The organism is Streptomyces sp. NPDC002958 (genome assembly GCF_055563255.1).
Map to the genome: position 1 here is coordinate 26577 of NZ_JBVHDS010000023.1, position 26908 is coordinate 53484.

Annotated in this window: 23 protein-coding genes; 4 read left to right on the plus strand and 19 right to left on the minus strand. The window is 70.2% G+C overall.

What is annotated here, in order from left to right:
- Positions 1–48: 48 nt before the first annotated feature.
- Together ACZ3IC_RS27810 and ACZ3IC_RS27815 are read right to left on the minus strand one after the other, a co-directional pair.
- Positions 49–450 (minus strand): RidA family protein, encoded by a 402-nt coding sequence (locus ACZ3IC_RS27810; protein ID WP_467420447.1) that lies wholly within the window; start codon positions 448–450, stop codon positions 49–51.
- Positions 447–1574 carry an acyl-CoA dehydrogenase family protein gene (locus ACZ3IC_RS27815; RefSeq protein ID WP_467420450.1) on the minus strand — a complete coding sequence of 376 codons (1128 nt, stop codon included), beginning with the start codon at positions 1572–1574 and terminating at the stop codon, positions 447–449. The genes ACZ3IC_RS27810 and ACZ3IC_RS27815 overlap by 4 nt, the downstream gene beginning before the upstream one ends.
- A 115-nt stretch (positions 1575–1689) precedes the next feature.
- On the opposite strand from ACZ3IC_RS27815, the gene ACZ3IC_RS27820 reads away from it, so the two are divergent.
- Positions 1690–3291 (plus strand): AMP-binding protein, encoded by a 1602-nt coding sequence (locus ACZ3IC_RS27820; RefSeq protein WP_467420452.1) that lies wholly within the window; start codon positions 1690–1692, stop codon positions 3289–3291.
- A 72-nt stretch (positions 3292–3363) separates the two neighbouring features.
- Positions 3364–4185, plus strand: coding sequence for a GNAT family N-acetyltransferase (locus ACZ3IC_RS27825; RefSeq protein ID WP_467420455.1), 822 nt, complete (start codon positions 3364–3366; stop codon positions 4183–4185).
- On the opposite strand, the gene ACZ3IC_RS27830 is transcribed toward ACZ3IC_RS27825, so the two are convergent.
- Both ACZ3IC_RS27830 and ACZ3IC_RS27835 read right to left on the minus strand, forming a co-directional pair.
- On the minus strand, positions 4166–6529 hold the full coding sequence (locus tag ACZ3IC_RS27830) for a bifunctional salicylyl-CoA 5-hydroxylase/oxidoreductase (RefSeq protein ID WP_467420550.1): 2364 nt from the start codon (positions 6527–6529) through the stop codon (positions 4166–4168). The two genes, ACZ3IC_RS27825 and ACZ3IC_RS27830, sit on opposite strands and share 20 nt — an antisense overlap.
- A gap of 94 nt (positions 6530–6623) precedes the next feature.
- Positions 6624–7451, minus strand: a complete 828-nt coding sequence (locus ACZ3IC_RS27835) for an enoyl-CoA hydratase family protein (RefSeq protein ID WP_467420457.1) — start codon at positions 7449–7451, stop codon at positions 6624–6626.
- 227 nt (positions 7452–7678) lie between these two features.
- On the opposite strand from ACZ3IC_RS27835, the gene ACZ3IC_RS27840 reads away from it, so the two are divergent.
- The gene (locus ACZ3IC_RS27840; protein WP_467420459.1) at positions 7679–8110 is read left to right on the plus strand and encodes an ATP-binding protein; all 432 of its coding nucleotides are present in this window, start codon (positions 7679–7681) and stop codon (positions 8108–8110) included.
- A gap of 40 nt (positions 8111–8150) precedes the next feature.
- Here the strand turns inward: ACZ3IC_RS27840 and ACZ3IC_RS27845 are convergent, their stop codons facing one another.
- The 13 genes from ACZ3IC_RS27845 to ACZ3IC_RS27905 all read right to left on the minus strand — a co-directional run bounded on the left by ACZ3IC_RS27845 (position 8151) and on the right by ACZ3IC_RS27905 (position 24004).
- Positions 8151–9590: an amino acid permease gene (locus ACZ3IC_RS27845; RefSeq protein WP_467420461.1), complete on the minus strand. Its 1440-nt coding sequence runs from the start codon at positions 9588–9590 to the stop codon at positions 8151–8153.
- 185 nt (positions 9591–9775) lie between these two features.
- Positions 9776–10783: an ornithine carbamoyltransferase gene (argF, locus tag ACZ3IC_RS27850; protein WP_467420464.1), complete on the minus strand. Its 1008-nt coding sequence runs from the start codon at positions 10781–10783 to the stop codon at positions 9776–9778.
- Between the two features lie 133 nt (positions 10784–10916).
- The gene (locus tag ACZ3IC_RS27855) at positions 10917–12149 is read right to left on the minus strand and encodes an arginine deiminase (protein WP_467420466.1); all 1233 of its coding nucleotides are present in this window, start codon (positions 12147–12149) and stop codon (positions 10917–10919) included.
- 93 nt (positions 12150–12242) lie between these two features.
- Complete coding sequence (locus ACZ3IC_RS27860) at positions 12243–14816, minus strand: polynucleotide kinase-phosphatase (protein ID WP_467420468.1); 2574 nt, start codon at positions 14814–14816, stop codon at positions 12243–12245.
- Positions 14813–16324 carry a 3' terminal RNA ribose 2'-O-methyltransferase Hen1 gene (locus ACZ3IC_RS27865; RefSeq protein ID WP_467420469.1) on the minus strand — a complete coding sequence of 504 codons (1512 nt, stop codon included), beginning with the start codon at positions 16322–16324 and terminating at the stop codon, positions 14813–14815. The genes ACZ3IC_RS27860 and ACZ3IC_RS27865 overlap by 4 nt, the downstream gene beginning before the upstream one ends.
- 70 nt (positions 16325–16394) lie before the next feature.
- On the minus strand, positions 16395–17369 hold the full coding sequence (mmuM, locus tag ACZ3IC_RS27870) for a homocysteine S-methyltransferase (protein ID WP_467420470.1): 975 nt from the start codon (positions 17367–17369) through the stop codon (positions 16395–16397).
- An 87-nt stretch (positions 17370–17456) separates the two neighbouring features.
- Positions 17457–18380: an LLM class F420-dependent oxidoreductase gene (locus tag ACZ3IC_RS27875; protein ID WP_467420472.1), complete on the minus strand. Its 924-nt coding sequence runs from the start codon at positions 18378–18380 to the stop codon at positions 17457–17459.
- 160 nt (positions 18381–18540) lie between these two features.
- Positions 18541–19077 (minus strand): DUF6099 family protein, encoded by a 537-nt coding sequence (locus ACZ3IC_RS27880; protein WP_467420474.1) that lies wholly within the window; start codon positions 19075–19077, stop codon positions 18541–18543.
- 124 nt (positions 19078–19201) lie between these two features.
- Positions 19202–19570, minus strand: coding sequence for a nucleotide pyrophosphohydrolase (locus ACZ3IC_RS27885; protein WP_467420476.1), 369 nt, complete (start codon positions 19568–19570; stop codon positions 19202–19204).
- Entirely contained in the window at positions 19567–20841 is a 1275-nt protein-coding gene (locus tag ACZ3IC_RS27890) for an AAA family ATPase (protein ID WP_467420478.1), read from the minus strand. The genes ACZ3IC_RS27885 and ACZ3IC_RS27890 overlap by 4 nt, the downstream gene beginning before the upstream one ends.
- A 325-nt stretch (positions 20842–21166) precedes the next feature.
- Positions 21167–21565: a cell division protein SepF gene (locus tag ACZ3IC_RS27895; protein ID WP_467420480.1), complete on the minus strand. Its 399-nt coding sequence runs from the start codon at positions 21563–21565 to the stop codon at positions 21167–21169.
- 311 nt (positions 21566–21876) lie between these two features.
- On the minus strand, positions 21877–22878 hold the full coding sequence (locus tag ACZ3IC_RS27900; RefSeq protein WP_467420482.1) for an MBL fold metallo-hydrolase: 1002 nt from the start codon (positions 22876–22878) through the stop codon (positions 21877–21879).
- Positions 22879–23203: 325 nt separating this feature from the next.
- Positions 23204–24004, minus strand: coding sequence for a DeoR/GlpR family DNA-binding transcription regulator (locus ACZ3IC_RS27905; RefSeq protein ID WP_467420484.1), 801 nt, complete (start codon positions 24002–24004; stop codon positions 23204–23206).
- Positions 24005–24189: 185 nt separating this feature from the next.
- Here ACZ3IC_RS27905 and ACZ3IC_RS27910 point away from each other — a divergent pair, with 185 nt between their 5' ends.
- A complete protein-coding gene (locus ACZ3IC_RS27910) occupies positions 24190–25074 on the plus strand; it encodes an SIS domain-containing protein (RefSeq protein ID WP_467420485.1) in 885 nt (294 codons plus the stop codon).
- 430 nt (positions 25075–25504) lie between these two features.
- Here the strand turns inward: ACZ3IC_RS27910 and ACZ3IC_RS27915 are convergent, their stop codons facing one another.
- Entirely contained in the window at positions 25505–26059 is a 555-nt protein-coding gene (locus tag ACZ3IC_RS27915) for a hypothetical protein (protein WP_467420488.1), read from the minus strand.
- A 111-nt stretch (positions 26060–26170) separates the two neighbouring features.
- Complete coding sequence (locus ACZ3IC_RS27920; RefSeq protein ID WP_467420489.1) at positions 26171–26860, minus strand: 4'-phosphopantetheinyl transferase family protein; 690 nt, start codon at positions 26858–26860, stop codon at positions 26171–26173.
- Positions 26861–26908 lie beyond the last annotated feature (48 nt).

Sequence of the window (26908 nt, forward strand, 5' to 3'; positions counted from 1 at the left end):
CCGTTCTTCACCCGTACGGCGCGCCGCGCCCGGCCCGTCGCGGTGGGGTCACGGAAGTACTGCCACCCCGTCGATCTCGACCAGAGCCTGCTCGTCCCAGAGCCTCGCCACGCCGATGACCGCCATCGCCGGATAGTCGCGGCCCGCCAACTGCCGCCAGATCCGGCCCAGTTCCCCGGCATTGGTCCGATAGTCGGCGACATCGGTGGCGTACACGGTGACCCGGGCCAGGTCCGCCGGGGTGCCGCCCGCCGCGCGCAGGGCGGTGAACAGATTGGCGAGCGCCGTCGCGAACTGCTCGGGCAGGGCGGCGCCGACGACCTTGCCGTTCGAGTCGAGGGCGGTCTGCCCGGCCAGGAAGACCAGTCGGCCGCCGGTCGCCGTGACGGCGTGCGAGAAGCCCGCGGGCGGCGACAGTTCGGCGGGGTTGATCCGGTGGACCGGACTCATACGGACGCCTCCCGGTTCGCGTACAACTCCTTGGCGATGATCGTGCGCTGGACCTCGCTGGCACCCTCGTAGATCCGTGGGGCGCGGACCTCCCGGTAGAGATGTTCGAGGAGGTGGCCGCGGCGCAGGGCGCGGGCGCCGTGCAGCTGCACGGCGGTGTCGACGACGTACTGCGCGGTCTCGGTGGCGTACAGCTTCGCCATGGCCGCGCGGCGCGGCACGCCGGACTCCCCCGCGTCGTACGCGGCGGCGGCCGCGTACACCAGGAGCCGGGACGCTTCGGTGCGGGTGGCCATCTCGGCGACCTGGTGGGAGACCGCCTGGAGGTTCTTCAGCGGGCCGCCGAACGCGGTGCGTTCGGCGGTGTACGCCACCGTGGCATCAAGGGCGGCGCGGGCCATGCCGACGGCGAACGCGCCGACGCTGGGGCGGAACAGGTTGAGGGTGTTCATGGCGACCCGGAAGCCTCGGTCCGGCTCGCCGAGCACGTCGTCGGGGGTGACCGGGACACCGTCGAGGACCAGGGCCCCGATGGGGTGCGGCGAAAGCATGTCGAGGGCGGTGCCGGTCAGTCCGGGGCGGTCGGCGGGGACCAGGAACGCGGTGACGCCACGGGATCCGGCGCCCGGGGTCGTCCGGGCGAAGACGGTGTAGAAGTCGGCCTCGGGCGCGTTGGAGATCCAGCACTTCTCGCCGGTCAGCCGCCAACCGTCGGGGGCGCGTTCGGCGTTCAGCGCGAGGGCCGCCGCGTCGGAGCCCGCGCCCGGTTCGCTGAGCGCGAAGGCCGCGACGGCGCGTCCCGCGCGCACTTCGGGGAGCCAGCGTTCGCGGTGGGCCAGGGTTCCCGCCTGGACCACGGGGTGGGTGCCGAGGCCCTGGAGGGCCAGTGCGGTCTCGGCCTCCGTGCAGCCGCGGGCCAGTGACTCGCGGAGCAGGCAGAGGTCCAGGGCGCCGGAGTTCAGCATCCGGTCGAGCAGGCCCGACTCACCGAGCGCGGCGATCAGGGGGCGGTTGACATGGCCCGGGTCACCTTTGTCGGCAAGGGGGCGCAGTTGCTGCTCGGCAAGGGCTTTTAACTCTTCGCACCAGGCGGATTGTGCCGGATCGAGCGAGAATGCCGTCATACCGGCGCCTCTCTTGTCGCGTCTCGTCTTCTCGTCTTCTCGTCGTCTTATCGCGGACCGTTGACTACCGTCACCCAAACGATACGCTCCAGAGGCGACAAGGGGGCGATCCGTCATGGACCCGAAGACCTCAGCGCACCTCGACACCTTCGCCAGGGAGCATCTGCCACCCCAGGACCAGTGGCCGGAACTGCTCTTCGACCTCCCCGAACTGCACTATCCGGCCCGTCTCAACTGCGCGGCCGAACTGCTGGACCGTACGGTCGCCCGCTTCGGCCCCGACCGACCCGCGTTCCGTACCCCCGACGGCGAAATCTGGAGCTACGGGGAGCTGCGGGACCGGGTGGACCGGATCGCCCATGTCCTCACATCCGATCTGGGGGTCGTACCCGGCAACCGCGTCCTGCTGCGCGGCCCCACCACCCCCCATCTGGCCGCCTGCTGGCTCGCGGTGCTCAAGGCCGGCGCGATCGCCGTCACTGTGCTGGCCCAGCAGCGGTCCGCCGAACTCGCCACCGTCTGCTCGATCGCCCGGGTGAACCACGCGCTGTGCGACATCCGGGCGGTCGACGACCTGGTGAAGGCCAAAGTGCCGGGGCTGCGGATCACGGTGTACGGAGGTGATGCCCCGGACGATCTGCTGCACCTGGCCGAGGCCAGGCCGGGGCCGTACCGCCCCGTGGACACGACGGCGGACGATGTCGCGCTGATCGCGTTCACCTCGGGCACCACCGGGCGCCCCAAGGGTTGTATGCACTTCCACCGGGACGTGCTCGCCATCGCCGACACCTTCTCGCGTCATGTCCTGCGTCCCACGTCCGACGATGTGTTCGCCGGCAGTCCGCCGCTCGGCTTCACCTTCGGGCTCGGTGGTCTGGTTGTCTTCCCGCTGCGGGCCGGTGCCAGTGCCCTGCTGCTCGAACAGTCCGGCCCTGCCCAGCTGCTGCCCGCACTCGCCGCCCACCGTGTCTCGGTGCTGTTCACCGCGCCGACCGCCTACCGCCTGATGCTCGACCACATCGACGCGCACGATCTGACGGCGCTGCGGCGCTGTGTCTCGGCCGGCGAGAACCTTCCGGTCGCCACCTGGCGGTCCTGGTACGAGCGGACGGGTCTGCGCATCATCAACGGCATCGGCGCCACCGAACTGCTGCACATCTTCATCTCCGCCTCCGACGACGCGATCCGCCCCGGCGCCACCGGGGTCCCCGTGCCCGGCTGGCAGGCCCGGGTGCTGGACCGCGAGGGCAGGCAGGTGCCGGACGGGGAGCCCGGACTCCTCGCCGTCCGCGGCCCGGTCGGCTGCCGCTATCTCGCCGACGAGCGCCAGCGGGACTATGTGGCGCACGGCTGGAATCTCACCGGTGACACCTATGTGCGCGACGCGGACGGCTACTTCCGCTACGTCGCCCGCGCCGACGACATGATCATCTCCGCCGGTTACAACATCGCGGGCCCCGAGGTCGAGGATGCCCTGCTGCGCCATCCCTCGGTGGCCGAGGCGGCGGTGGTGGGCCGGGCCGACGAGCTGCGGGGCCGGATCGTGGTGGCATACGTCGTGTTGCGGGAGGGTGCGGAACTGTCGGCCGACGAGCTCCGCTCGTACATGAAGAGCGAACTGGCCCCGCACAAGTGCCCGCGCGTCATCGAGTTCCTGTCCGCGCTCCCCCGGACCGCCACCGGGAAACTGCAGCGCTTCCGGCTGCGGGGCGACTGACTGGGAAGGCCGCGGGGAGACAGACACAGAAATGCGGGTGCTTCGCTCCACGCACACCCGGCAGGATGAAGCATGATTTGGACGTTCACCGATGATGTCGATGTCTTTCTCGACGCGGCCGGTGCTTCACTGGCCGCCCGGCCCGCCGAGAACACCCTGATTCTGACCGTCACCGCGACCCTGCGGCACATCGGCCCGCACGCCTATGGTGACGGCGCCCCGCTGCTGGGCTGGTGGCGCGGGGCGGACGGCGAGGTCGCGGGGACGCTGGTGCAGACCCCGCCGTATCCGCCGCTGCTGGGATCCGTCGCCCCGGAGGCGGTCGGCCCGCTGGCCGCCGCGCTCCCCCTGACCGGGATCAATGCGGACCGGGCCACTGCCGAGGCGCTGGCCGCCACCTGGCCCGGCCACCGGGTCGACCAGGAGCAGCGGCTCTACCGGCTGGGGACGCTGATCCCGCCCTCCCCCGCCCCTTCGGGCCGGCCCAGGGCCGCCACCGCCGCCGACCGGGAACTGCTGGTGCGCTGGCATCTCGCCTTCGCCGAAGAGGTCGGCCAGCCCGGTACCCATGCCGAACGGATCCTGGACGAGCGGACGGCCTCCGGCAGGCTGACCCTCTGGGAGGTCGACGGCGTGCCGGTCTCGATGGCCTGCGTCTCACCGCAGATCGCGGGCACGGTGCGGGTCGCGGCGGTCTACACACCTCCCGAGCACCGCGGCCGGGGGTACGCGGCCGCGGTGACGGCGGAGATCAGCCGGGCGGCACGGGAGGCCGGCGCGCAGGAGGTGCTGCTCTTCACCGACCTCGCAAACCCGACCAGCAACGGCGTGTACCAGCGCATCGGCTACCGGGCTGTCTCGGACCGGCTGCTGATCAGCGCGGAGGGACGATGAGCGGAGTGTCGGCTCCTGCGTGGCCGGTCCGTGACCCCAGAGTGAGCCGCGGCTTCGGTGCGTCCGTGCGGCCCGTGGGCGGGGTGCGGCTGCCCGCGCGATACGGGAGCGGCCAGGGCGCGCCCGGTCCGCTGTAGCCCTGGTCGGCCGCCGCGTGCAGCGTCCAGTGCGGGTCGTAGAGGTGGGGACGGGCCAGGGCGCAGAGGTCGGCCCGGCCCGCGAGCAGCAGTGAATTGACGTCGTCCCAGGAGGAGATCGCACCGACCGCGATGACGGGCACGCACAGCGTGTTGCGGATCCGGTCGGCGTACGGGGTCTGGTAGGAGCGGCCGTACTCGGGGCGCTCGTCGGGGACGACCTGGCCGGTGGAGACATCGATGGCATCGGCTCCGTGGGCGACGAAGGCGCGGGCGATCTCGACGGCGTCCTCGGCCGTCGTGCCGCCCTCGGCCCAGTCCGTGGCGGAGATACGGACGGTCATGGGCCGGTCGTCGGGCCAGGCGGCGCGGATCGCGTCGAAGACTTCAAGGGGGAAGCGGAGTCGGCCCTGTAGCGATCCGCCGTAGTGGTCGGTGCGATGGTTGGTGAGCGGCGAGAGGAAACCGGAGAGCAAGTAGCCGTGGGCGCAGTGGAGTTCGAGCAGGTCGAAGCCGCAGAGGTCGGCGCGCCGGGCCGCCGATGCGAACTGTTCACGTACCGCGTCGAGTCCGGCCCGGTCCAGGGCGTGCGGGACCTGGTTGACGCCGTCCGCGTAAGGGATCGGGGAGGCTGCGCTGAGGGGCCAGTTACCGTGATCCAGGGGCTGGTCGATGCCCTCCCACATCAGTTTGGTGGAGCCCTTGCGCCCGGAGTGGCCGAGCTGGACGCCGATGGCCGTACCGGGTGCGCGCGTATGGACGAAGTCGGTGATCCGGGTCCAGGCGGCGGCCTGTTCGGGGGTGTAGAGCCCGGCGCAGCCGGGGGTGATACGGCCCTCGGCGCTGACGCACACCATCTCCGTCATGACGAGCCCGGCGCCGCCGAGTGCGCGTGCGCCCAGGTGGACGAGGTGGAAGTCGCCGGGGACGCCGTCGACGGCCGAGTACATGTCCATGGGCGAGACGACGACGCGGTTGCGCAGCTCGAGACCGCGCAGCCGCAGCGGGGTGAACATCGGCGGGGTGCCCGGGGCGCAGCCGAATTCCTCCTCGACGGCGGCGGTGAAGGAGGCGTCGCGCAGCCGCAGATTGTCGTGGGTGACACGGCGGCTTCGGGTGAGGAGGTTGAAGGCGAACTGGCGGGGCGGCTGGTCGACACAGGTGCCGAGCTCCTCGAACCAGCGCAGGCTGGCCGCGGCGGCCCGCTGGGTCGATTCGACGACCGGGCGGCGCTCGGCCTCGTACGCGGCCAGTGCGCCGGGCAGATCGGGCTGTTCCTCGACGCAGGCGGCGAGCGCGAGGGCGTCCTCGACGGCGAGTTTGGTGCCGGAGCCGATGGAGAAGTGCGCGGTGTGGGCGGCGTCGCCGATGAGGACCGTGTTGCCGTGCGACCAGCGGGCGTTGACAACGGTACGGAAGGTGAGCCAGGCGGAGTTGTTGGAACGCAGCAGCCGGCCGCCGAGCGCCTCGGTGAAGATCTCGGCGCAGCGTACGGTCGAGTGCTCCACGTCGCAGGTGTCGAATCCGGCGGCGCGCCAGACCTCCTCGCGCATCTCGACGATGACGGTGGAGGCGTCGGCCGAGAAGGGGTAGCCGTGGAGCTGCATCACCCCGTACGCGGTCTCGGCGATCTCGAAGCGGAAGGCGTCGAGGGCGAAGTCGGCGGCGAGCCAGATGTAGCGGCAGCGGTGGGTGGTGAGGCGGGGGCCGAAGGCGTCGGCGTGGGCGGCACGGGTGAGGCTGTGCACCCCGTCGGCGGCGATCACCAGGTCGTACGCGGCGGCCAGCTCGGCGGCCGGCGGGGCCTCGGTGCGGAAGCGAAGCTGTACGCCGAGGGAGTCGCAGCGTTCGTGCAGGATCTCCAGGAGTCTGCGCCGGCCCAGCGCCGCGAAGCCGTGGCCGCCGGAGGTCTGGGTCACGCCGCGGTGAGCGATGTCGATGTCGTCCCACCGTACGAACTCGTCCCGGAGTGCCCGGTGGACGACGGGGTCGGCGTGCTCGATGCCGCCGAGGGTCTCGTCGGAGAGGACGACGCCGAAGCCGAAGGTGTCGTCGGGGGCGTTGCGTTCCCAGACGGTGATGTCGCGGTCCGGGTCGAGCCGCTTGAGCAGGGCCGCGGCGTAGAGCCCGCCGGGGCCGCCGCCGATGACCGCGATCCGCTGTGGGCCCGTCCGCTGTGGACCTGTCCGCTGTGGGCCGGGCGGCATCGCGCCGGACCGGTTCACCTCGGGCGGCATCGCACCCGTCCGGTTCACGCCGGGCGGCGTCGCACCCGTCCGGTTCACGCCGGGCGACATCGCGCTACCGGCCTTGCCACTTCGGTGGCCGCTTCTCGGTGAAGGCGGCGTGGAACTCGGCGTAGTCGTCGCCGTGCATCAGCAGGGCCTGGGTCGCGGCGTCCATCTCGACCGCGGCGGCAAGCGGCATGTCGAGTTCGGCGGTGAGCAGCGCCTTGGTCTGGGCGAGGGCGAGGGCCGGTCCGTCGGCGAGGCGGCGGGCGAGTGCTGCCGCGCGTACATCCGCCTGGCCTTCTTCGGTCAGCTCGCTGATCAGCCCGATGCGCTCCGCTTCGGGTGCGCGAACCGGTTCACCAAGCATCAGCAGCCGGGTGGCATGACCGAGGCCGACGACGCGCGGCAGCAGATAGGCGGCGCCCATGTCGCCGCCGGAGAGGCCGACCTTGGTGAACAGGAAGGCGAAGCGGGCGGACGGGTCGGCGATCCGGAAGTCGGCGGCCAGCGCAAGAACCGCGCCGGCACCTGCCGCCACGCCGTGTACGGCGGCGATGACGGGGAAGGGGGATTCACGAAGGGCCCGCACCACTTGCCCGGTCATGCGGTTGAAATCGAGAAGCTGGGCGGTGTCCATGGCGAGTGTCGCGCCGATGATGTCGTCGACATCTCCGCCGGAGCAGAATCCGCGGCCCTCCCCCGCGAGTACCAGAGCGCGCACGGTGCGTTCGCGGGACAGTTCGGCAAGCAGGTCACGCAGGTCGGCATAGGCGCCGAAGGTGAGCGCATTGAGTTTCTCGGGGCGGGCGAGAGTGACGGTGGCAACTCCGTCGTCCGTCGTCAGCCGCAGATGGCGCCAGTCATCCGTACGGGGGGCGGAGCTGGGAAACGGGCTCATGGAGGGGGCTCCCCTTCAGCCGTCGGGCTGCTACCTGCAACCGAACTTATCACTCGTACGTGACTCCCGTCATGAGCACGCAATAAGCGGAGCGTGAGAGCGTAGTGCCGAACGTCCCCTTCGTACCGGTCGGCAGACCCTTGTCCGGGTCGTTTCACTTCATAAGGTTGAAATCAGGAAGTCATGACCTCCAGAAAGTTCACGCACTCCGGAACGGAAACCCTGCCGTGCCCTCCGACGTCCCCCTCCCCGCCGCCTGGCGGATCGCCCTACCGCATTCGACGGCGGCCGTACCGGTCGCCCGCGCCCTGATCCGTACGGCGCTGGCGGACATCGACGCACCGGCCGACTCCGAGACCGCCGAGCTCCTCACCGCCGAGCTGGTCGCCAACGCCGTGGAGCACACCCGCAGCGACGAGCCCATCGAGCTGGTGGTGGAGCTCCTGCCGACCGGCTGCCAGGTGGAGGTGCACGACCGCGACCCCGCGCCGCCGGGCGACCTCTCCCATCCGCAGCCCGGCAGCGAACCGGACCCCTGGCAGGAGCACGGCCGGGGTCTGCTGCTGATCCGTACGCTCAGCTCATCCTGCGGTCACCGCACGACGGAGCACGGCAAGGCGGTGTGGTTCACCCTGCCGCCCCGTACGCCTCAGAGCTGACCGAACGTCTCCGGATGTCTCGGCCGACCGGCCGCCCGAATCAACCCGCGTCGGCAGCGGCCAGCCGGGAGCGGCTGCGGCCGTAGAACGTGTACACCGCCATGCCGACGATCAGGAACACGGCGAACTGCACCCAGGTGACCCAGCCCGTGCCGTACATCAGGTAGAGGCAGAAGGCGACGCCGAGCAGCGGGCTCAGCGGATAGAGCGGCACCCGGAACGAGCCCCTCACCTCCGGGTTGCGGCGGCGCAGCACGATCACCGCGATGTTCACCGCGACCATGGTGGCCAGTGTGCCGATGGTCGTCAGGTTCACCACCACGTCGAGCGACGAGAAGGCCGCCGGGATCGCGAAGACGACCGCCACGATCCAGGTGTTGGCGACCGGCGTCGCCGTCCGCGGCGAGACCCGCTCGAAGACCCGCGGGACCAGACCGTCGCGGGACATCGACATCAGGATGCGGGTCTGCCCGTACATCACCGCGAGCACGACGGATGCGATTGCGACGACCGCTCCGAACGCGATGATCCCGCCGCCGACGGTCGAGTCGGTGACCTGATCGACGACGATCGAGAGCGCGGCCGGCTTGTCGGCGACGGCCTCCGGGCCGAGGGCGGCGATGGCCGCGAGCGCGACGGCGCAGTACAGCAGGGTGACCAGGCCGATGCAGATCATGATCGCGATCGGGATGTTCCGCCGCGGGTTCTTGACCTCTTCGCCCGCGGTGGTGATGGCGTCGAAGCCGATGTACGAAAAGAACGCCAGCGACGCACCGGCGGTGACCCCGCCGACCCCGTGGGCGGCGAACGGCGTGAGGTTACCGTGCTCGAAGGCCGTGAAGGCGATGGCGCAGAACACGATCAGAATGGTGATCTTGAGGACCGCCATCGCGGCGGTGGCCCCCGCGCTCTCGCGGACGCCGCGCACCAACAGGGTGGCGGCCATCATGACCACCAGGACGGCGGGCAGATTGATCACACCACCGTCGCCGGGCCCCGCCGAGAGGGCCGCGGGAAGCTGCCGGCCGAACAGGCTGTCCAGCAGTTCATTGACGTACTGGCTCCAGCCGACGGCGACCGCGGAGACCGAGACGCCGTACTCCAGCAGCAGACACCAGCCGACGAGGAAGGCGATGCGTTCACCGAGAGTCGCGTAGGCGAAGGAGTACGAGCTGCCGGACACCGGGATCGCGCTGCCCAGCTCGGCGAAGGAGAACGCGGTGAAGATGCAGGTGATCGCGGCGAGCACGAAGGACAGCACGACGGCTGGGCCCGCCTCGGCGACGCTGTCGGAGAGGCCGACGAAGATGCCGGTGCCGACGATGGCTCCGACACCGAAGCACACCAGCTGGAAGAGCCCCATGGTGCGCTTGAGGCCGTGCCCCTCCAGGTCTGCGCCGGATTCGGCGATCAGCTGGTGGGGGCTCTTGACACGTAGCCCGGACGGGCGCGGGGGGCTCGGTGGGCGCAGCGGACTCACGGGGATGGTCTCTTCTCTGGTGGAGCATGTGGGGGATGTGCGCCCGGGGCCTGTGGGGAGCCCGGGGCCCTGGTGACACACACGAAAATGGGGGTTCGAGCGTGCGAGCTCGAACCCCACCAAGAGGCAACATATTAGTCACCTCAGCGCATGTTCACCCAATCGGGTGCATGACCATGCAGTCATCAGCCTGAGGTCGCCAGGGTTGCCACCAGAACGGCCTTGATCGTGTGCATCCGGTTCTCGGCCTCGTCGAAGACGACCGAGTGTGCGGACTCGAAGACCTCGTCGGTGACTTCCAGCTCCGTCAGCCCGTGCGCGGCCTCGATCTCCCGCCCGACCTCGGTACCGAGGTCGTGGAAGGCCGGGAGGCAGTGCAGGAACTTCACATCGGCGTTGCCGGTGGCCCGAAGGACGTCCATGGTCACGGCGTACGGCGCGAGGGCCTCGATGCGCTCGCCCCAGACCTCCTTGGGCTCGCCCATGGAGACCCAGACATCGGTGGCGACGAAGTCCACGCCCTTGACGCCCTCGGCGATGTCCTCGGTGAGAGTGACGGTCGCGCCGCCGGCCTCGGCCAGCCTACGGGCCTCGGCGACGATCTGCTCGGCCGGCCAGTACGCCTTCGGTGCGACGATCCGCACATCCATGCCGAGCAGCGCACCGGTGACCAGGTAGGAGTTGCCCATGTTGAAGCGGGCGTCGCCGAGGTAGGCGAAGGCGATCCGCTCCAGCGGCTTCTCGCTGTGCTCGGTCATGGTGAGGACATCGGCGAGCATCTGGGTCGGGTGCCAGTCGTCGGTGAGTCCGTTGAAGACCGGAACGCCACCGTAGGCGGCAAGCTCCTCGACGGCGGCCTGACTGTCACCGCGGTACTCAATGCCGTCGAACATCCGGCCGAGGACGCGGGCCGTGTCCTTCACCGACTCCTTGTGCCCCATCTGCGAGCCGGAGGGGTCGAGACAGGTCGTGGACGCACCCTGGTCGGCGGCGGCCACCTCGAAGGCACAGCGGGTGCGGGTCGAGGTCTTCTCGAAGATCAGCGCGACGTTCCTGCCGCGCAGTCGCTGCACCTCGGTCCCCGACTTCTTGGCGGCCTTGAGCTCGGCCGCGAGGTCGATCAGGCCGCGGAACTCCTCGGCCGTGAAGTCCAGCTCCTTGAGGAAGTGGCGGCCTGCGAGGTCTATGGCCATAGGACTGCTCCTGGGTCGGGCGGGGATCGCACATACGGTAACCCTGGAAGTCTATACGAAGTCCTGCATTGCTATACGGTGCCGTCGGTCTGGGCCCGGGTCGCGCGTCCCAGCGCCCGGTCGCACAGCGCCCTTACACCGGGTCGCGTACCACGGGGCAGCTCATGCAGCGGGGGCCGCCCCTGCCCCGGCCGAGTTCGCTGCCGCGGATCTCGATGACCTCGATGCCCTCCTTGCGCAGATAGGTGTTGGTGGTGGCATTGCGCTCGTACGCGACGACCACGCCCGGCTCGACGGCCAGCACGTTGCACCCGTCGTCCCACTGCTCGCGCTGCGCGGCGTGCACGTCCTGAGTGGCCGTGAGGACCCGGATCGAGTCCAGGCCCAGGGCATGCGCGATCGCGTGGTGCATGTGCTCGGGCGGATGGTCGGTGACCTTCAGGTCCCTCGGTCCTTCACCGGGCTCGATGGTGTACGAGCGGAGCATGCCCAGGCCCGCGTATTTGGTGAAGGTGTCACCGTCGATCATCGTCATCACCGTGTCGAGGTGCATGAAAGCCCGCTGCTTGGGCATGTCGAGCGCCACGATCGTGTGCGCCGAGCCGGCGTCGAACAGTCCGCGGGCCAGCATCTCCACCGCCTGCGGGGTGGTGCGCTCGCTCATCCCGATGAGTACGGCGCCGCGGCCGATGACCAGTACGTCGCCGCCCTCGATGGTGGAGGGGTAGTCGTCCTGCCCCTCCGACCAGTGGTGGAAGACGCCCGCCTCGGAGCCGGTGAAGAGGGGGTGGTGGCGGTAGATCGCCTCGAAGTGGACCGTCTCGCGCTGTCGGGCCGGCCAGCGCATCGCGTTGATGGACACCCCGTCGTATATCCAGGCCGAGGTGTCCCGGGTGAAGAGATGGTTCGGCAGGGGGCCGAGCAGGAAGTCGTCCAGATCCATGACGTGGAAACGAACGGAGGTCGGCTCGCTGTGCCGCTCCAGGAACTCCCGCTTGGTCATCCCGCCGACCAGCGCCTCGGCCAGCTCGGCGCTGGGCAACTCCTCGAAGGCGGCCCGTAGATGCTCGGTGGCGAGCGGACCGTACTCCTTCTCCTCGAAAACCCGGTCCAGGACGAGCCGTCTGGCCACCGGGATGTCCAAGGACTCACGGAGCAGATCGCCGAAGAGGTGCACCTCCACTCCGCGGTCACGCAGCACGTCCGCGAAGCCGTCGTGCTCCTGGCGGGCGCGGCGCACCCAGAGCACATCGTCGAACAGGAGCGCGTCCTTGTTGCTCGGGGTGAGCCTCTTCAGTTCCAGATCGGGACGGTGCAGGATGACGCGGCGCAGCCGCCCGGCCTCGGAGTCGACATGGAATCCCATGCCTCCATCCTCACCGTGCGGAGCGCCGTTCACCCGGCGAATCGCCAGCGGATTATCCGTTGATCTCACCGGAACGCCCACTGACGGCACCCCCTAGAGCCGCGGGTCGACCGGCTCCGACTCCAGGGCCAGCACCGCGAACACCGCCTCGTGGACCCGCCACAGCGGCTCCCCGTCGGCGAGCCGGTCCAGCGCTTCGAGCCCCAGCGCGTACTCCCGGAGCGCCAACGACCGCTTGTGGCCGAGGAACCTGCCCCGCAGTCGTTCCAGATTCTCCGGGCGGGTGTACTCGGGGCCGTAGATGATCCGCAGGTACTCCCGGCCGCGCACCTTGATGCCCGGCTGGACCAGCCTGCCCTTTTCGTCCCGTACGAGTGCGGCGAGCGGCTTGACGACCATGCCTTCGCCGCCGCGCCCGGTCATCTCCAGCCACCAGTCGATGCCGGAGCGCACCGACGCCTCGTCACCGGTGTCGACGACGAGCCGGCGGGTGACCTGGAGCAGCCCGGTCGGGTCGTGCTCGACCAGCCGGTCGATCCAGGCCAGCTGCTCGTCGTGCGGTACGGAGGCCAGCGAGCGGCCCTGCACGGCAAGGATCTGGAACGGCGCGAGCCGCACCCCGTCGAGGCCCTGGGTGTTCCAGCAGTAGCGGCGGTACGCCTCGGTGAACGAGGCAGCATCCTCGGCACGTCCCTGCTGACGGTCCGCGAGAGCGCCGACGTCCACCCCACGGGCCACCGCTGCCGCGAGAGCCGCGTTGACCTCCGGGAGGACGGCGCCGGACGCGGCACCGACCGCGGCGTACTGGGAGCGCAGCAGCCCGGCCGCCTTGAGGGACCACGGCATCAGCTCGGCGTCGAGCAGCACCCAGTCGGTGTCCCACTCCTCCCAGAGTCCGGCGGCGGTGACGGCGGTGCGCAGCCTGCCGAGGATGACCTCGGTGAGTGCGACGTCGTCGAGGAACGGCCGTCCGGTGCGGGTGTACAGCGCCCCGGTCGGCCCCCCACCGGAGCCGAAGGCGTCGGAGTCCCCGCCTGCGCCGAACCGCTCACGGGCGGCGTTCGCGTCCCGGCAGACCAGCGCCACCGCACGCGAGCCCATGTGCTTCTCCTCGCACACGACCTCGGTGACCCCGTCCGCCCGGTACTGGGCGAAGGCCTCGGCCGGGTGCTCCAGATATCCCTTCTCGTGCGAGGTGGCGGTGGGCGCCATGGTCGGCGGGAGGTAGCCGAGCAGCCGCGGGTCGACGGCGAACCGGCTCATGACTTCGAGCGCCGCCGCGGCATTCTCCTCGCGCACCGCGATGCGGCCCATGTGCCGGGTCTCCACGATCCGGCGGCCGTGCACATCGGCGAGGTCCAACGGCCAGCCCTCCCGGCCACCGGGCGCCTCGGTGATCAGCGGCTTGGCCGGCTCGTACCAGACCTTTTCGGCCGGTACGTCGACGAGCTCGCGCTCCGGCCACCGCAGCGCGGTCATCTTCCCGCCGAAGACCGCACCGGTGTCCAGACAGATGGTGTTGTTGACCCAGGAGGTGTTGGGCACCGGGGTGTGGCCGTAGACCACGGCGGCACGGCCGCGGTACTCCTGCGCCCATGGGTAGCGCACGGGCAGGCCGAACTCGTCGGTCTCTCCCGTCGTGTCCCCGTACAGCGCGTGCGAGCGGACCCGCCCCGAGGTGCGGCCGTGGTACTTCTCGGGCAGTCCGGCGTGGCAGACGACGAGCTTGCCCTCGTCCAGCACGTAGTGGCTGACGAGTCCGTCGATGAACTCCCTCACCTGCCCGCGGAAGGCCGGGGCCTTCTCGTCCTCCCGGTCCAACTGCTCGATGGTCTCGGCCAGTCCATGGGTGTGCTGGACGTTGCGGCCCTTGAGGTAGCGGCCGAGCTTGTTCTCGTGGTTGCCCGGCACGCACAGGGCGTTGCCCGCCGACACCATGGACATGACGCGGCGCAGTACGCCGGGGCTGTCGGGGCCGCGGTCCACGAGGTCGCCGACGAAGACCGCCGTACGCCCTTCGGGGTGCGTGCCCTCGACGTAGCCGAGCTTGCCGAGCAGGGCCTCCAGCTCGGAGCTGCAGCCGTGGATGTCGCCGATGATGTCAAAGGGGCCGGTGAGGTGGCGCAGGTCGTTGTAGCGGCGCTCCAGAACCACTTCGGCGTGCTCCGCCTCCTCCTCGGTGCGCAGGATGTGCACCTTGCGAAAGCCCTCGCGCTCCAGGCCGCGCAGCGAGCGGCGCAGTTCGCGGCGGTGGCGCTGGATGACGTGGCGCGGCATGTCGGCGCGGTCGGGGCGGGCCGCGTTGCGCGCGATGCAGACCTCTTCGGGCAGGTCGAGAACGATCGCAATGGGCAGCACGTCGTGATTGCGGGCCAGTTGGACCAGCTGTTTGCGGCTCTCGGACTGGACGCTGGTGGCGTCCACGACGGTCAGCCGCCCGGCGGCGAGCCGTCTGCCCACGATGTAGTGCAGGACATCGAAGGCGTCACGGCTGGCGCTCTGATCGTTCTCGTCGTCGGCGACCAGGCCGCGGCAGAAGTCCGAGGAGATGATCTCCGTGGGCTTGAAGTGCTTACGGGCGAAGGTGGACTTGCCGGAACCGCTGGCTCCGATGAGGACCACGAGAGAGAGGTCGGTCACCGGCAGCGTGCGCGACGTACTGGTCATGCGGCTTTCGCCCCCATCTCGGTCTCGTTGGCGGTCTCGCGTCCGGGCCCGTTCTCGGCCTCATCGGCTGCGGTCATCGTGAACACGGCCATCTGTGTGGGCGGCCCCACTTCGGGGTCGTCGGGCCCCACGGGGACGAAGTCGACCCCGTATCCATGCCGCTGTGCCACCTTCCGGGCCCAGTCGCGGAACTCGGCCCTGGTCCACTCGAACCGGTGGTCGCCATGGCGCACATGCCCGGCCGGAAGGCTCTCCCAGCGGACGTTGTACTCGACGTTCGGCGTCGTCACGAGCACGGTCCGCGGACGGGCCGAACCGAACACGGCGTACTCCAGCGCGGGCAGCCTCGGCAGGTCGAGGTGCTCGATGACCTCGCTGAGCACGGCCGCGTCATACCCCTTGAGCCGCTTGTCGGTGTAGGTGAGCGAGCCCTGCTGAAGCGTGACCCGTCCGGCCTGCCGCTCCCCCATCCGGTCCAGCTTCAGCCGTCGCGAGGCGATCGTGAGGGCGCGCATGGAGACATCGACACCGACGATCTCCGTGAAGCCCACGTCCTTGAGCAGTGCCTGCACCAACTGGCCCTGGCCGCAGCCCAGGTCGAGGACCCGGCTCGCCCCGGCGGTGCGCAGCGCGTCGAGGATCGCGGTGCGCCGCTGCTCGGCGAGCGGCACCGGCTTCTCCTCGGTGTCGGTCGTCTCGTCCACCGCGTTGTCGATGCTCTCCACGTCGAGGTCGTCCGACTCGGCGAGGCGCACCAGCTCCAGCCGCTGCATCGCCTGCCGGGTCAGGCCCCAGCGCCGGGACAGGTAGCGGCTGGTGATCAGCTTCTGCTCCGGGTGGGCTGCCAGCCAGCCCTCACCGGCCCGCAACAGCTTGTCCACCTCGTCCGGCGCGACCCAGTAGTGCTTGGCGTCGTCGAGCACCGGCAGCAGGACATAGAGCTGCCGCAACGCGTCCGCCAGCCGCACGTCGCCTTCCAGCACCAGCCGTACGTACCGCGAGTCCCCCCACTCCGGGAACTGCTCGTCCAGAGGTACGGCCACGGCGTCCACGCTCGTCCAGCCGAGCGGCCCGAAGAGCTTGCGGACCAGTTCCGCGCCGCCGCGCGCCGGTAGTGCGGGAACCTCAATGCGCAACGGAAGCGGTGCTTGTACGCGCTCGGGCAGCGCTCGGCACACGCCGTTCAGCGCGGTTTTGAAGACCGTGCTCATCGCGACGGAGAGCAGCGAGGACGCCGCGTACGGACGGTCGTTGACGTACTGCGCGAGCGCCGCGTCGGGAGCACCGCCCCGGCCCTTGCCCTTGCCGCGGCGCACCAGCGCCACGGGATCCACCTCCAGCAGGAGCGCCGCTGTGCAGCGCTCGGCGGATGCCTCGGGGTAGAAGACATGCGCGGTGCCATGGGAGGTTGAGAACATCTGCGCCTTCTCGGGGTGCTTGTGCAGCAGAAAGCCGAGGTCGGTCGCGGGACGTTCCGGGTTGCCGGTCGTGCTGATTGTCAGGAACACACGTCCGAGTATGGTCCCGTTCACTCACCCCCCACCAGGAATTTTCACGCGTCTATCGCTCTGTGGCCCCTCATTTCTCTTCCTTTCCTCCTTTCCTTCCCTTCCCTTCGCCCGCCGTCGTTCCGCCGAGCAGCCCGGCCAGCTCCGCGATGGTGTCCGGACCGACCCGGCAGCAGCCGCCCACCAGCCGGGCGCCGGCGTCCTGCCAGGCCCGTACTCTCCCCGGATCGAACGTGGGGTCACCGACCCACCCCCCGCCCCCGGCATCCCACCGCTCACCGCTGTTCGGATAGACGACGACCGGTTTCCCGGCCACCTCCGCCGCCACCCCCACCGCCCGGTCCGCATCGGCCGGATCGCAGCAATTCACCCCGACGGCCAGCACGCGATCGTGTCGTGAGGCGAGGGCGAAGGCCGTCTCCAGCGGCTGCCCCGCCCTGGTCCGGTCGCCCGCCACGCTGTACGAGAGCCAGACGGGCAGCCCACACTCCTCGACCGCTCGCAGCAACGCCTCGGCCTCGTCGATGTCCGGCACCGTCTCCAGCGCCAGCACATCGGGCCCGGCAGCGGCCAGCGCCTCGATCCGGGGTCGGTGGAACCGCTCCAGCTCCCGGACGGACAGCCCGTAGCGGCCCCGGTACTCACTGCCGTCCGCCAGCATCGCCCCGTACGGGCCGACCGAGGCGGCGACCCAGACCTCCCGCTCCACCGCACCGGCGGCCCTCCGCGCCAGCCGCACACTGCGGGCGAACAGCTCCACCGCTTCCGCACGCCCCATCCCCCGTCGCTCGAACCCCTCGAAAGTCGCCTGGTAGCTCGCCGTGATGAGCACCTGTGCACCTGCCCGCACATAGGCCATGTGCGCCGCCTCGATCTGCTCGGGCGCATCGGCCAGCAGCCGGGCCGACCACAGAGCGTCGGACAGGTCGCAGCCCTGCGCCTCCAACTGGTTGGAGAGGCCCCCGTCGAGCAGGACCACCCCCTCCGAGAGGGCACGATCGAGCGGACGGGCGGACGGGCCGTTGACCCACCGGGCGGGTTGCACAGGTGACTCCCTCGTGAGCCGGGGCCTGGACCCGACTCGGGTGAGCCGGGACTGGACCGGGCTCGGGTGAGCCGGGACTGACCGGGCTCAGGTGAGCTGGGACTGGACCCGGGAGGAGATCAGCTCCAAATGCTCCAGGTCGTCCAGATCCAAGACCTGGAGGTAGATCCGGGACGACCCGATCGCGCCGTACCGGCCGATCTTGTCGACCACCTCGGCGGGCGAGCCGGCGAGCCCGTTCGCCTTCAGTTCCGCCACGTCACGGCCGATGACGGAGGCGCGACGCGCCACCTCGGCGTCGTTCTCGCCGACGCAGACCACCAGGGCGTTGGAGTACACCAGGTCGTCCGGTTCGCGGCCGGCCGCCTTGGCCGCCTCCCTGACCCGGGCGAACTGCTTCTCGCTGTCCTCCAGCGACGCGAAGGGGATGTTGAACTCGTCCGCGTACCGGGCGGCCAGCCGCGGTGTACGCGTCGCACCGTGACCGCCGATCAGGATCGGTACCTTGGCCTGCGCCGGCTTGGGCAGCGCGGGCGAATCGGTCAGCTGGTAGTACGTGCCGTCGAAGTCGAACGTCTTGCCGATCTCGGTCGCCCACAGTCCGGTGATGATTTCCAGCTGTTCCTCCAGCCTGCCGAACTTCTCCTTGGGGAACGGAATGCCGTAGGCCTTGTGCTCCTCCTCGAACCAACCCGCGCCGAGGCCGAGCTCTACACGCCCGCCGGACATCTGGTCGACCTGCGCAACCTGGATGGCGAGCACGCCGGGGAGCCGGAAGGTCCCTGCGGTCATCAGCGTGCCGAGCCGGATCCGCTTGGTCTCGCGCGCCAGCCCGGCCAGGGTGATCCATGCGTCGGTCGGGCCGGGCAGCCCGTCCCCCGGCCCCATGCGGAGGTAGTGGTCGGAGCGGTAGAAGGCGTCGAAGCCGAGGTCCTCGGCCGCCTTGGCCACGGTGAGCAGGGTGTCGTAGTCGGCCCCTTGCTGGGGCTCGGTGAAGATTCGAAGATCCATGCATCCATCCTGCACCTCCGAACGCCGGTCATTCCGCTCCGCCTCCCTCCCCCGCGCCGCCGCCGCCGAAGTCCTGTACGGTCACGACCGCCCCGTGCATCGCCCTGCGCACCACCCCGCGCACCACCCCGTCCACCGTCACCCCCGGATTCCTGCGCGGTCACGGCTGGCCCGCCGCCGAGCCCGCCGGTCCGCGGACCGCACCGGACGGACCGGCCCACTCCCTGCCGCGCTCCAGCTCTTGCTGCCGCTCCCGGTCCTGCTCGTCGAGGCGCCGAAGCATTCCGTGCACCCGGTCCATGGACTCGTCGGCCGCGTCGATCGCCTCCATGCACTGCCAGTAGAGCCCCTGCTCATCGGTCTCGCAGGCCACCCCGACCAGGGCCATCCCCACTTCCCCGAGCAGTGTGCCCAGCCCCGTCAGCGTCGCCCGCGGTTCGGCGAGCTCGGAGAGCTGCGCGGCACGCGCCACTCCGGCCCGCGCCGCCGGGTGGTCCAGTGCCCCGCTGCTCCTCCCGCCGATCTCGCTGAGCCCGCGCGCCTCGCCCCGTAACTCCTTGGGCCCGCTCGCCGCCAGCCGGCTACCGATCGCCTGAGCGAGTGCCTGGGCCTGCCATGCCTCGGCGATGATGTCCGGCGTGCCCCGGCTCTGTGCCAGAGCACGCCGACTCACTCCTACAAGCCGCTCCGCTTCCATGCGTTACCCCCATCCGTACGAAAAGCCGCTCAACTCATCCATTACCCACAGTGAGGGCGCCGGTACCGAAAAGCCAGGGGAATTCGGAAATCCGTGGACACAAAGTCGACTGTGAATAAGTTGATCACTCCGAAGAGTGACGATTCTGGGACTCAGAGGTGTCCGGGCGCTCCGGTGGCGGGAAACGGGCCTCATTCCGGTCGATCTTCTCCGACAGTGCCGCCAGCGCGTCGATCCCCAACACCTCGCAGAACTGCAGCAGATACGCGAGAACATCCGCGACCTCGTCCGCGACCCGGTGCGCCGTCTCGGGGCTCTCCATCACCTGCGCCGACTGCTCCGGCGTCAACCACTGGAAGATTTCGACCAGTTCGGACGCCTCGACGCTCAGTGCCGCCGCCAGGTTCTTCGGGGTGTGGTACTGCTCCCAGTCCCGTGCGGCCGCGAACGCGGCGAGGCGTTGCTGCAGGGCCCGTACATCAAGTTCTGTCACGGCTCCAGGTCTACCACCGTCACCCCGGCCGTCTCCCGGGCCCGCTCCGCACCCGGCTCCGTGACCGTCCCCACCAGCCTGATGTGCCCGGCCGCCCCGATCGACACCGCCACAGCGAGCAGCTCGCGCAACTGCCGTCCGTCCAGGTCCCGGTCGAGTCCGTCGGCCAGCACGGTGAGGGTCTGCATGGCCGACGGCACCTCGCCCGCGGCGTCAACCGCAAGCGCCCCGGGGCCGGTGAGCAGCACCAGGGCGAGCGCGAGATACCTCAGTTCACCGTCGCCGAGCCGGCCGACCGGCGTGCCGTGTCCCTCGCCGCGCCCGACCGTCGCGCGCAGCAACCCGTCCGTGAGCCGCTCGACACCCAGTGCGGTCACCGGTCCCGCGCATCCGGCGCGAGCGGCCGCGACCAGCCGGGCATGCCGTCGGGCACACTGCGTGTACGTGCGCTCCAGCACCGCCGCAAGGTTGTCGCAGCCACGGCGCAGACGGCCGTCTCCCGCCACCACCGGGGCGCGCATCCGCTGCGGCTGCGGTTCACAGGCGAAGACCGATCGCAGAGCCACGACCATCTGTTCCGCGGCGGCAAGGACGCGTAACTGCCCCTCGGTCCTGCCCGCCACCCGTAGCGGCAGCAGGGCCGTTCCGAGGCGGTCGTCCGGCAACGGCGCGCGCGTCACCGGGACCGCGCCCGCGGTGTGCCAGGCCGCCTGGACCGTCGAGCGCCCCGGGTCGCGCAACGCCGTGGTGAGCAGGGTCTCGCCGCCGCCGGTGAGCCGTTCCCCGACGATGCGGAGGGTGGGCTCCGCCTGGATGGCGACGTCGAGCCGTACCGGTCCTACCGGGCCGTCCGCCGTGCACCCGATCCGGAATCCGCGGCGGCCCTGCGCATCGGCCGCAGCCCCTTCCGGTACACAGCCCGCCGGGTCCGGGAACACCTCGTCGAGCGGGTCTCCGCCACCCAGCCGCGCCAGCGCCTCGTACGCCCGTAACGCACTCGACTTGCCGCTGCCGCCGGGACCGGCGAAGAGCGTGATCGGGCCGATGGGAAAGGCGGCACCCCGGTGCGAGGCAAAGGCGGACAGCCGCAGTTCGGTGACGACGGGGCCGGCGGACCGGACTGGTCCACCGGAACGCCGCGTGACCGCCGGTCGGGCCGTCGTACGGGGAGTGGCAGGAAAATCGTCGGGCCGGGACGTACCGGGGGTGGCATCAATAGTCACGGGCGTGCCGGCGGGCGGCGGGGGGGTCCCCGGGCGGAGTGCAGTCATGGGCGGACCGTATGCAGACCCCGGTCCGGCGAACCGTTCCGCCTGAACGACCTTCCTACGATCGGGCTACGCCCGCCGCGGCAACCCCGCCCGAACGGCATTCCCACGAAGGGGGTAGCTCCGCCACCGCGCCCCGCCCGACCGGCTCCCTGCCGACTCCCGACCGGGGCCTGGCCGGGGCCTGGCCGACTCCCGACCGGGGTCTGGCCGACTCCTGGCCGACTCCCGACCGGGGCCTGGCCGGGGCCTGGCCGACTCCCTGCCGACCCCGGCCGACCCCGGCCGACCCCGGCCGACCCCGGCCGACCCCGGCCGAACTGCCCCTCTAAGAACCGTGTATGCCCGCCGCCGTGACCCCTTCGACCTCCATGCCGACCGGTGACAGCAGGAAGACATTCCGGTCGACCCGATGCATTCCGCTGCCGAGTCCGAAGACGACCCCGCTGGTGAAGTCCAGGATGCGCTTGGCCACATCCGTCTCCGCGCTGGTCAGATCGAGCAGTACCGGGACCTGTGCGACCAGATACTCCGCCACCTCCCGCGCGTCCGCGAAGACCTGGACCCGCAGCACGACGAGGCGCCGCTGTTCGGCTTCCGCGCTCGTGTCGGGGACCGTACGGTGATCGACCCGGGACGGCCACTCGTTGCGGCCGCGCAGAGGTACGACCTGGGCAAGCCCCTCCCACTGCTCGTCCGTGACGTCGTACCTGTCGTACCTGCTCACCGGACCACCCCGTCTGTGCTTCGGTCGGCGTTGCGCCGGCTGCGCTCGCTGTTCATCGGGCAATTCTCTCGTCCCTCACCCGTTCGGCGTACCACCGACACGGTTCACGGGCTGAATCGACACCGCTGACGGCCCGTCCGGCGCCCCACCGCAGCTCCGTGCCGGTCCGCTTCCGCAGTCATGTCGACGGGGGTGAAACGTACCGGAAGCCGGACCGGAGCACGGCGGAACGGTCCCGGCTGCCGGTAGTGGCTGTGCGGGTCGGCGGCGAAGTCCGGGCCTTCCGGTCGAAGCGGCGGCGGAAGCTCCGCCTACTTCTCCGCCGGGCCTGCCGGCTCACGGGACTGCTCCACTTCTTGAGCGACCACGGCGACATCGGTCATCACCTGGAGCACTCCGGGCAGCTCGGAGCCGTCGAGCTGACGGTATTCACTGCCGATGGTCGCCACCAGCCGCTCGGGAAGTCCGAGTTCCGGGTGGCGCCCCTCACCGATGACCCGGCGGGCCGCCTCGATGGCGGGGACCCCGGCTTCGTGGAAGGCGTGGGCGCGCTCGCGCACGTACTCCAGGTACACGATGTGATCGCGCACCCCGGCCTGGTCGAGGACCGGTCCGTGCCCCGGGACGATGATTTCGGCGCCAGTGGCCAGCACCCGTTCGCAGGCCGCGATCACATTGCTCAGCGGCCCCGCCCAGTGCACCGGGTGGTCGCCCGGCTGAGCGGGAGTGGAGGAGAAGATGACGTCCCCGCTGAACACGGCTCGCTGCGCGGGCAGATGGACCATCAGGTCGCCGGTGGTGTGCGCCGGTGGCAGGGCGGAGAGCTGGACCGGGTAATCGCCCAGGGTCAGTTCGAGCTCTCCGGTGAAGTACGTGGTCGGCTGCACCGGCTCGGTCTGCGACCAGTCGAAAAGGCCGAAGTGACGTCCGAGGTAAGTCCCGAGCGCGGTGGCCGGATCACCAGTGGCCACGAGCGCGTGCAGCTGCTTCGGCGTGGGATCGTAATGGATGTGTTCCCCAGCCTCGCGGGTCGCGATGATCTCCGCATCCGGGAGTACGCCCGCACCCCAGAAGTGGTCGCCGTTCGCATGGGTGACGATCACCCGGTCGATGGAGACACCGTCGGGCAGCCGCTTCGTGGACTCGTCCAGGAACTGCCCGGCCAGCACGGCGTCATACGGGGTGTCGATCCAGAGCGCGCCGCGGGGCGAGACGAGGAGACCGCAATTCGCCAGCCCCCAGCCCCGTTTCGGCGGGAGCCATGCGTACAGGTCCCGCCCCAGGTCAACAACGTCTCCACCCGTGATCGACATGGACGCGATTATGCCGACCGCGGTCCGGCCACGCGTTTGAACTCAACCATAACAAGGTCCGGTTGGCGCAAAATCGCTGCTCATATTCTTCGGCGACGGTGGCTCGGTGACCCTATGAGGCCGGCACCTCGCAGCCCCATACGGCATCCTCCGGACGATCGACCCCGATTTCACCCGGCGGCGTCCCGCATCGCGGCGGACGCTCATTGGGTGCGACCGGTGCTCCTCAGCGGCGACAGGCGCATGGTTCATGGCGACCCGCCGTTCGGACGACCCGTTCGGAGGTTCCGGATGGTTCGGATGGTTCGGATGGTTTCGAGCGGGTTCAGACAGCGATGACAGTGACGCCGGCCTCCGTGAAGCGGGCCTCTGCCTCGGCCGTGATGCCCTTGTCGGTGACCAGGAAATCGACCTGCCCGAGATCGCAGACCCGGGCGAAGGCCCGCTTGCCGATCTTCGAGGAGTCGGCCGCCACGACCACCCGTTGGGCCTGCTCGGCAAGCAGCCGGTTGATGCCGGCCTCGCCCTCGTGGTGAACGTACGCACCACGCTCGGTGTCGATCGCATTGACGCCCAGCACGGCGACATCCAGGGTGATTTCGCCCAGTACCCCGCCGGCCAGCGGGCCCGTCAGCTCGTACGACTGCGGCCTGACCACCCCACCGGTCACCACGATCTTGATCTGCGGTCGGATCACCAGCTCGTTGGCGATGTTGAGAGCGTTGGTGACAACGGTCAGGGTCGGCCGACCGCCCATCCCGGCCGCGGTGTCACCGACGACATCGGAGCGCACCGCCAGCGAACGGGCCACCTCGGTGAGTGTCGTACCGCCGGTCAGTCCCACCACTTCGCCGACCGCCACCAGTTCGGAGACGGCGCGGCCGATGGCCTGTTTCTCCGGAGCGTGGCGGCCGGTTTTGTAGCGCAGGGCCAATTCATAACTGACACCGTGCGCGACCGCGCCACCGCGAGTACGTGTGAGCAGCTGCTGCTCGGCGAGCTGGTCCAGGTCACGGCGGATGGTCGCGGCCGAGACATCCAGCGTCGCGGCGGCGCACTCGACCTCCACCCGGCCGTTTTTACCGACAAGTTCCAGCAGCGCGTTCCACCGGGCATCCCTGGACAAGAGAACTCTCCTCACGAACCCGGGCTTCGGGCGCCCATCCCCTTGGGTGCGGTCACCGGACACGTGCAAGCGTCGCACAAGGCTCCGCCCGATCAAGCTTCCTGCAACCAGAATGCTTGATGATGCTCGCACATCGCGTATAGCGTGCACAAACGAGCAATCCACTGCGACTACGGAGTGCAAAAGTGTCATTTGTCGAGATCGAGACAGCCAGTCAGCCGGAGTGTTGGCGTCGCGCAGCCGAGCTGGCCCGGACCCAGGCAGTTGCTCTGCCCACAACCGGTGAGCGCATCGCGGTCGTCGGCTGCGGCACCTCGTTCTACATGGCCCAGGCTTACGCCGCGCTCCGCGAGGAGTCCGGGCAGGGCGAGTCCGATGCCTTCGCCGCCTCGGAGTTCCCCTTCGGCCGCGGCTACGACCGGGTCGTCGCGCTCACCCGCTCGGGGACCACGACCGAGGTACTGGGACTGCTCGACCGGCTCCGTGGTGTCACCCGCACAGTGGCCATCACCGCCGACCCGAACACCCCGGTCATGACGTCCGCCGACGATGTCGTCGTGCTCGACTTCGCCGATGAGCAGTCCGTCGTGCAGACCCGGTTCGCCACCACCCTGCTCACCCTGCTCCGCGCCCACCTCGGTCTGCACACCGACGCCGTGGTCCGCGACGCGGAGACCGCACTGGCCGAGCCACTGCCCGAAGGCCTGCTGGACTGCACCCAGTTCACCTTCCTCGGTCGTGGCTGGACGGCGGGTCTCGCCAACGAGGCCGCGCTCAAGATGAAGGAGGCGTCGCTTTCCTGGACGGAGGCGTACCCCGCGATGGAGTACCGCCACGGCCCCATCAGCATCGCCACCACCGGCACCGCGACCTGGATGTTCGGCACCTCCCCCGAGGGCCTTGCGGAGCAGGTGCTCTCGACCGGCGCCCGCTGGGTGGAGAGCGACCTTGACCCGCTGGCCGAGCTGGTCCGCGTCCAGCGTCTGGCGATCGCCCGCGCCGCCGCCCGCGGTCTGGACCCGGACAGCCCGCGCCACCTGACGCGCTCGGTGGTGCTCACGGACGCCTGACCGGCCGATGGACATCGTCGAGCGCACGTTCAGCGGTCCGGGCGCAGGCGCTCGCAAGGCTGCCCACGACCCCCTCACCCGGGCGTTCGCAAGGGGGTTCTCGCCATGCCCCCGCGTGGCCCCGTCCGCAGCGGCGATATCGGCGGGGTGCTCGTCGCAGGGCGGCCGACCTGCCCATACGGGTGATCAGCGGCCCCGACGCAGGCCACCGTCCGCGATTTCCGGGCGAGAGCCCGGCTCCCGCCTCCGCGCACTTCCCGTACGGAGGTTCGCCCGGGGCGGACCCGATGTCGGCCTCTCGCCCCGCAGGGGCGTCTCAGCTCGCCCCCCGCCATTCGCGCGGGTCGGCGGTCGGGACAAGGCTGGCGGTCGGGAGAGGGCCGGCGGTTGTCCCGGCCGCCGACCCTGTCTCCCGGATGGCACCGCCGTGTCAGGATTCCTCGAAGTAGACGTCCAGGACCGCGTCGAGTTCTTCCGCCCACTGCTTGAGGTCGCTCCTGGCCGACGCTTCGACTTCGGCGTTGAACCATCGACGGGCCGACATATGAACCGTGACGGTGAACCGGCGGCCGAAGCGAGGGGTCTTCACCTCAAACGCACCGATCTCGCCCCAGCGGAAATCGGCCTCCTGGTCGTCCAGTCGGAACCGGACGCCGTCACGGTCCGCGGTGATCGACCCACGACGGTCGCTCACCTCGAATACGGGGCCGGCCTCTGCCTCCTTGTCATCGGCCGCCGTCTCGGCAGCGGACTCCCCGTCGGCTGCCGCATCCTCGGATACGGCCTCCGTAACGGCATCGTCCAGAGCGTCGGCGGCGGGCGCCCGCTCCTCTGTCTGTTCCTGGTCTGCCTGTTCCTGGTCTGTCCGCTCCAGGCTCGTGTCCGGCTTCCCGGTAGTTGCAGGGGCCGTGAGACCAGGGATGTACGCCGGGTCTGTCCCTGCGGCGTACCCGGGCTGAGTGTTCGGATCTATGCGCTGCTCCACGGCGGGCAGTATGGCCGACGAACCTGTACGAGGCCAGTGACCACCACGCCCCGCGCCGTCCCTCCCGGCTGCAACCTCTGTGCGCCGTGTCCTGCACTGCAGCGGTGACCTCTACCCGGTCGGCGCGTTCGGCTCGGTCTCGACAGCGATCGCGGTCGCCACGAGACCGTCCGCGACCAGCCATCGGCCACTGAAAGCCGTAGGCGTCGGCGCCGAACCGGCCGCCAGGTCCAGCTCCGCGGCAGAGATCAGCAGCCCGGCGGTGAAGCTGCCGTTCGAGTGGAGCACGATGTCGGCCTGCTCGAAGCCGAGCCAGCGGTGGGTGAGCGGGAACCACGCCTTGTAGACGCTCTCCTTAGCGCTGAACAGCAGCCGGTCCCAGTGGACCTCGGGGGACGCCTGGCGCAGCTCGCGTTCTCGCTGGAGTTCCGTCGCCAGCGCAATGGTCTCGAGCACCCCGTCGGGCAGCGGCTCATGCGGTTCGGCGTCGATACCGACGGTGAGCGCGTCCGCCCGGTGGGCAACCGCGGCAGCTCGGTAGCCGGCGCAGTGGGTCATGCTTCCGACGACTCCTCCCGGCCACACCGGGGCGCCGCGTTCGCCTTTCAGGATGGGGACGGGCGCGAGACCGAGCTCGCCGAGCGCGCGGCGGGCGCACCAGCGTGCGGTGGTGAACTCCTTGCGCCGGGATTCCACGGAGTTACGGATCAGCTCTTCCTCGCCGGGGAAGAGATCGGCGTCGGGCGGGTCGCAGAGCGCTTCGGCCACAGCCACCTGGGGCGGCAGAATCTTGTCGATCATGTTCTCCCTCGTACCGGCTGATTGCTCCACCCTCTGTGTCGTCCCTGG

Excerpts from the sequence above, each read along its gene's own strand:
- ACZ3IC_RS27810 (WP_467420447.1), bottom strand. The coding sequence starts at position 450 with ATGAGTCCGGTCCACCGGATCAACCCCGCCGAACTGTCGCCGCCCGCG.
- ACZ3IC_RS27815 (WP_467420450.1), bottom strand. The coding sequence starts at position 1,574 with ATGACGGCATTCTCGCTCGATCCGGCACAATCCGCCTGGTGCGAAGAG.
- ACZ3IC_RS27820 (WP_467420452.1), top strand. The coding sequence starts at position 1,690 with ATGGACCCGAAGACCTCAGCGCACCTCGACACCTTCGCCAGGGAGCAT.
- ACZ3IC_RS27825 (WP_467420455.1), top strand. The coding sequence starts at position 3,364 with ATGATTTGGACGTTCACCGATGATGTCGATGTCTTTCTCGACGCGGCC.
- ACZ3IC_RS27830 (WP_467420550.1), bottom strand. The coding sequence starts at position 6,529 with ATGCCGCCCGGCCCACAGCGGACAGGTCCACAGCGGACGGGCCCACAG.
- ACZ3IC_RS27835 (WP_467420457.1), bottom strand. The coding sequence starts at position 7,451 with ATGAGCCCGTTTCCCAGCTCCGCCCCCCGTACGGATGACTGGCGCCAT.
- argF (WP_467420464.1), bottom strand. The coding sequence starts at position 10,783 with ATGGCCATAGACCTCGCAGGCCGCCACTTCCTCAAGGAGCTGGACTTC.
- ACZ3IC_RS27855 (WP_467420466.1), bottom strand. The coding sequence starts at position 12,149 with ATGGGATTCCATGTCGACTCCGAGGCCGGGCGGCTGCGCCGCGTCATC.
- ACZ3IC_RS27860 (WP_467420468.1), bottom strand. The coding sequence starts at position 14,816 with ATGACCAGTACGTCGCGCACGCTGCCGGTGACCGACCTCTCTCTCGTG.
- ACZ3IC_RS27875 (WP_467420472.1), bottom strand. The coding sequence starts at position 18,380 with ATGGATCTTCGAATCTTCACCGAGCCCCAGCAAGGGGCCGACTACGAC.
- ACZ3IC_RS27880 (WP_467420474.1), bottom strand. The coding sequence starts at position 19,077 with ATGGAAGCGGAGCGGCTTGTAGGAGTGAGTCGGCGTGCTCTGGCACAG.
- ACZ3IC_RS27890 (WP_467420478.1), bottom strand. The coding sequence starts at position 20,841 with ATGACTGCACTCCGCCCGGGGACCCCCCCGCCGCCCGCCGGCACGCCC.
- ACZ3IC_RS27900 (WP_467420482.1), bottom strand. The coding sequence starts at position 22,878 with ATGTCGATCACGGGTGGAGACGTTGTTGACCTGGGGCGGGACCTGTAC.
- ACZ3IC_RS27920 (WP_467420489.1), bottom strand. The coding sequence starts at position 26,860 with ATGATCGACAAGATTCTGCCGCCCCAGGTGGCTGTGGCCGAAGCGCTC.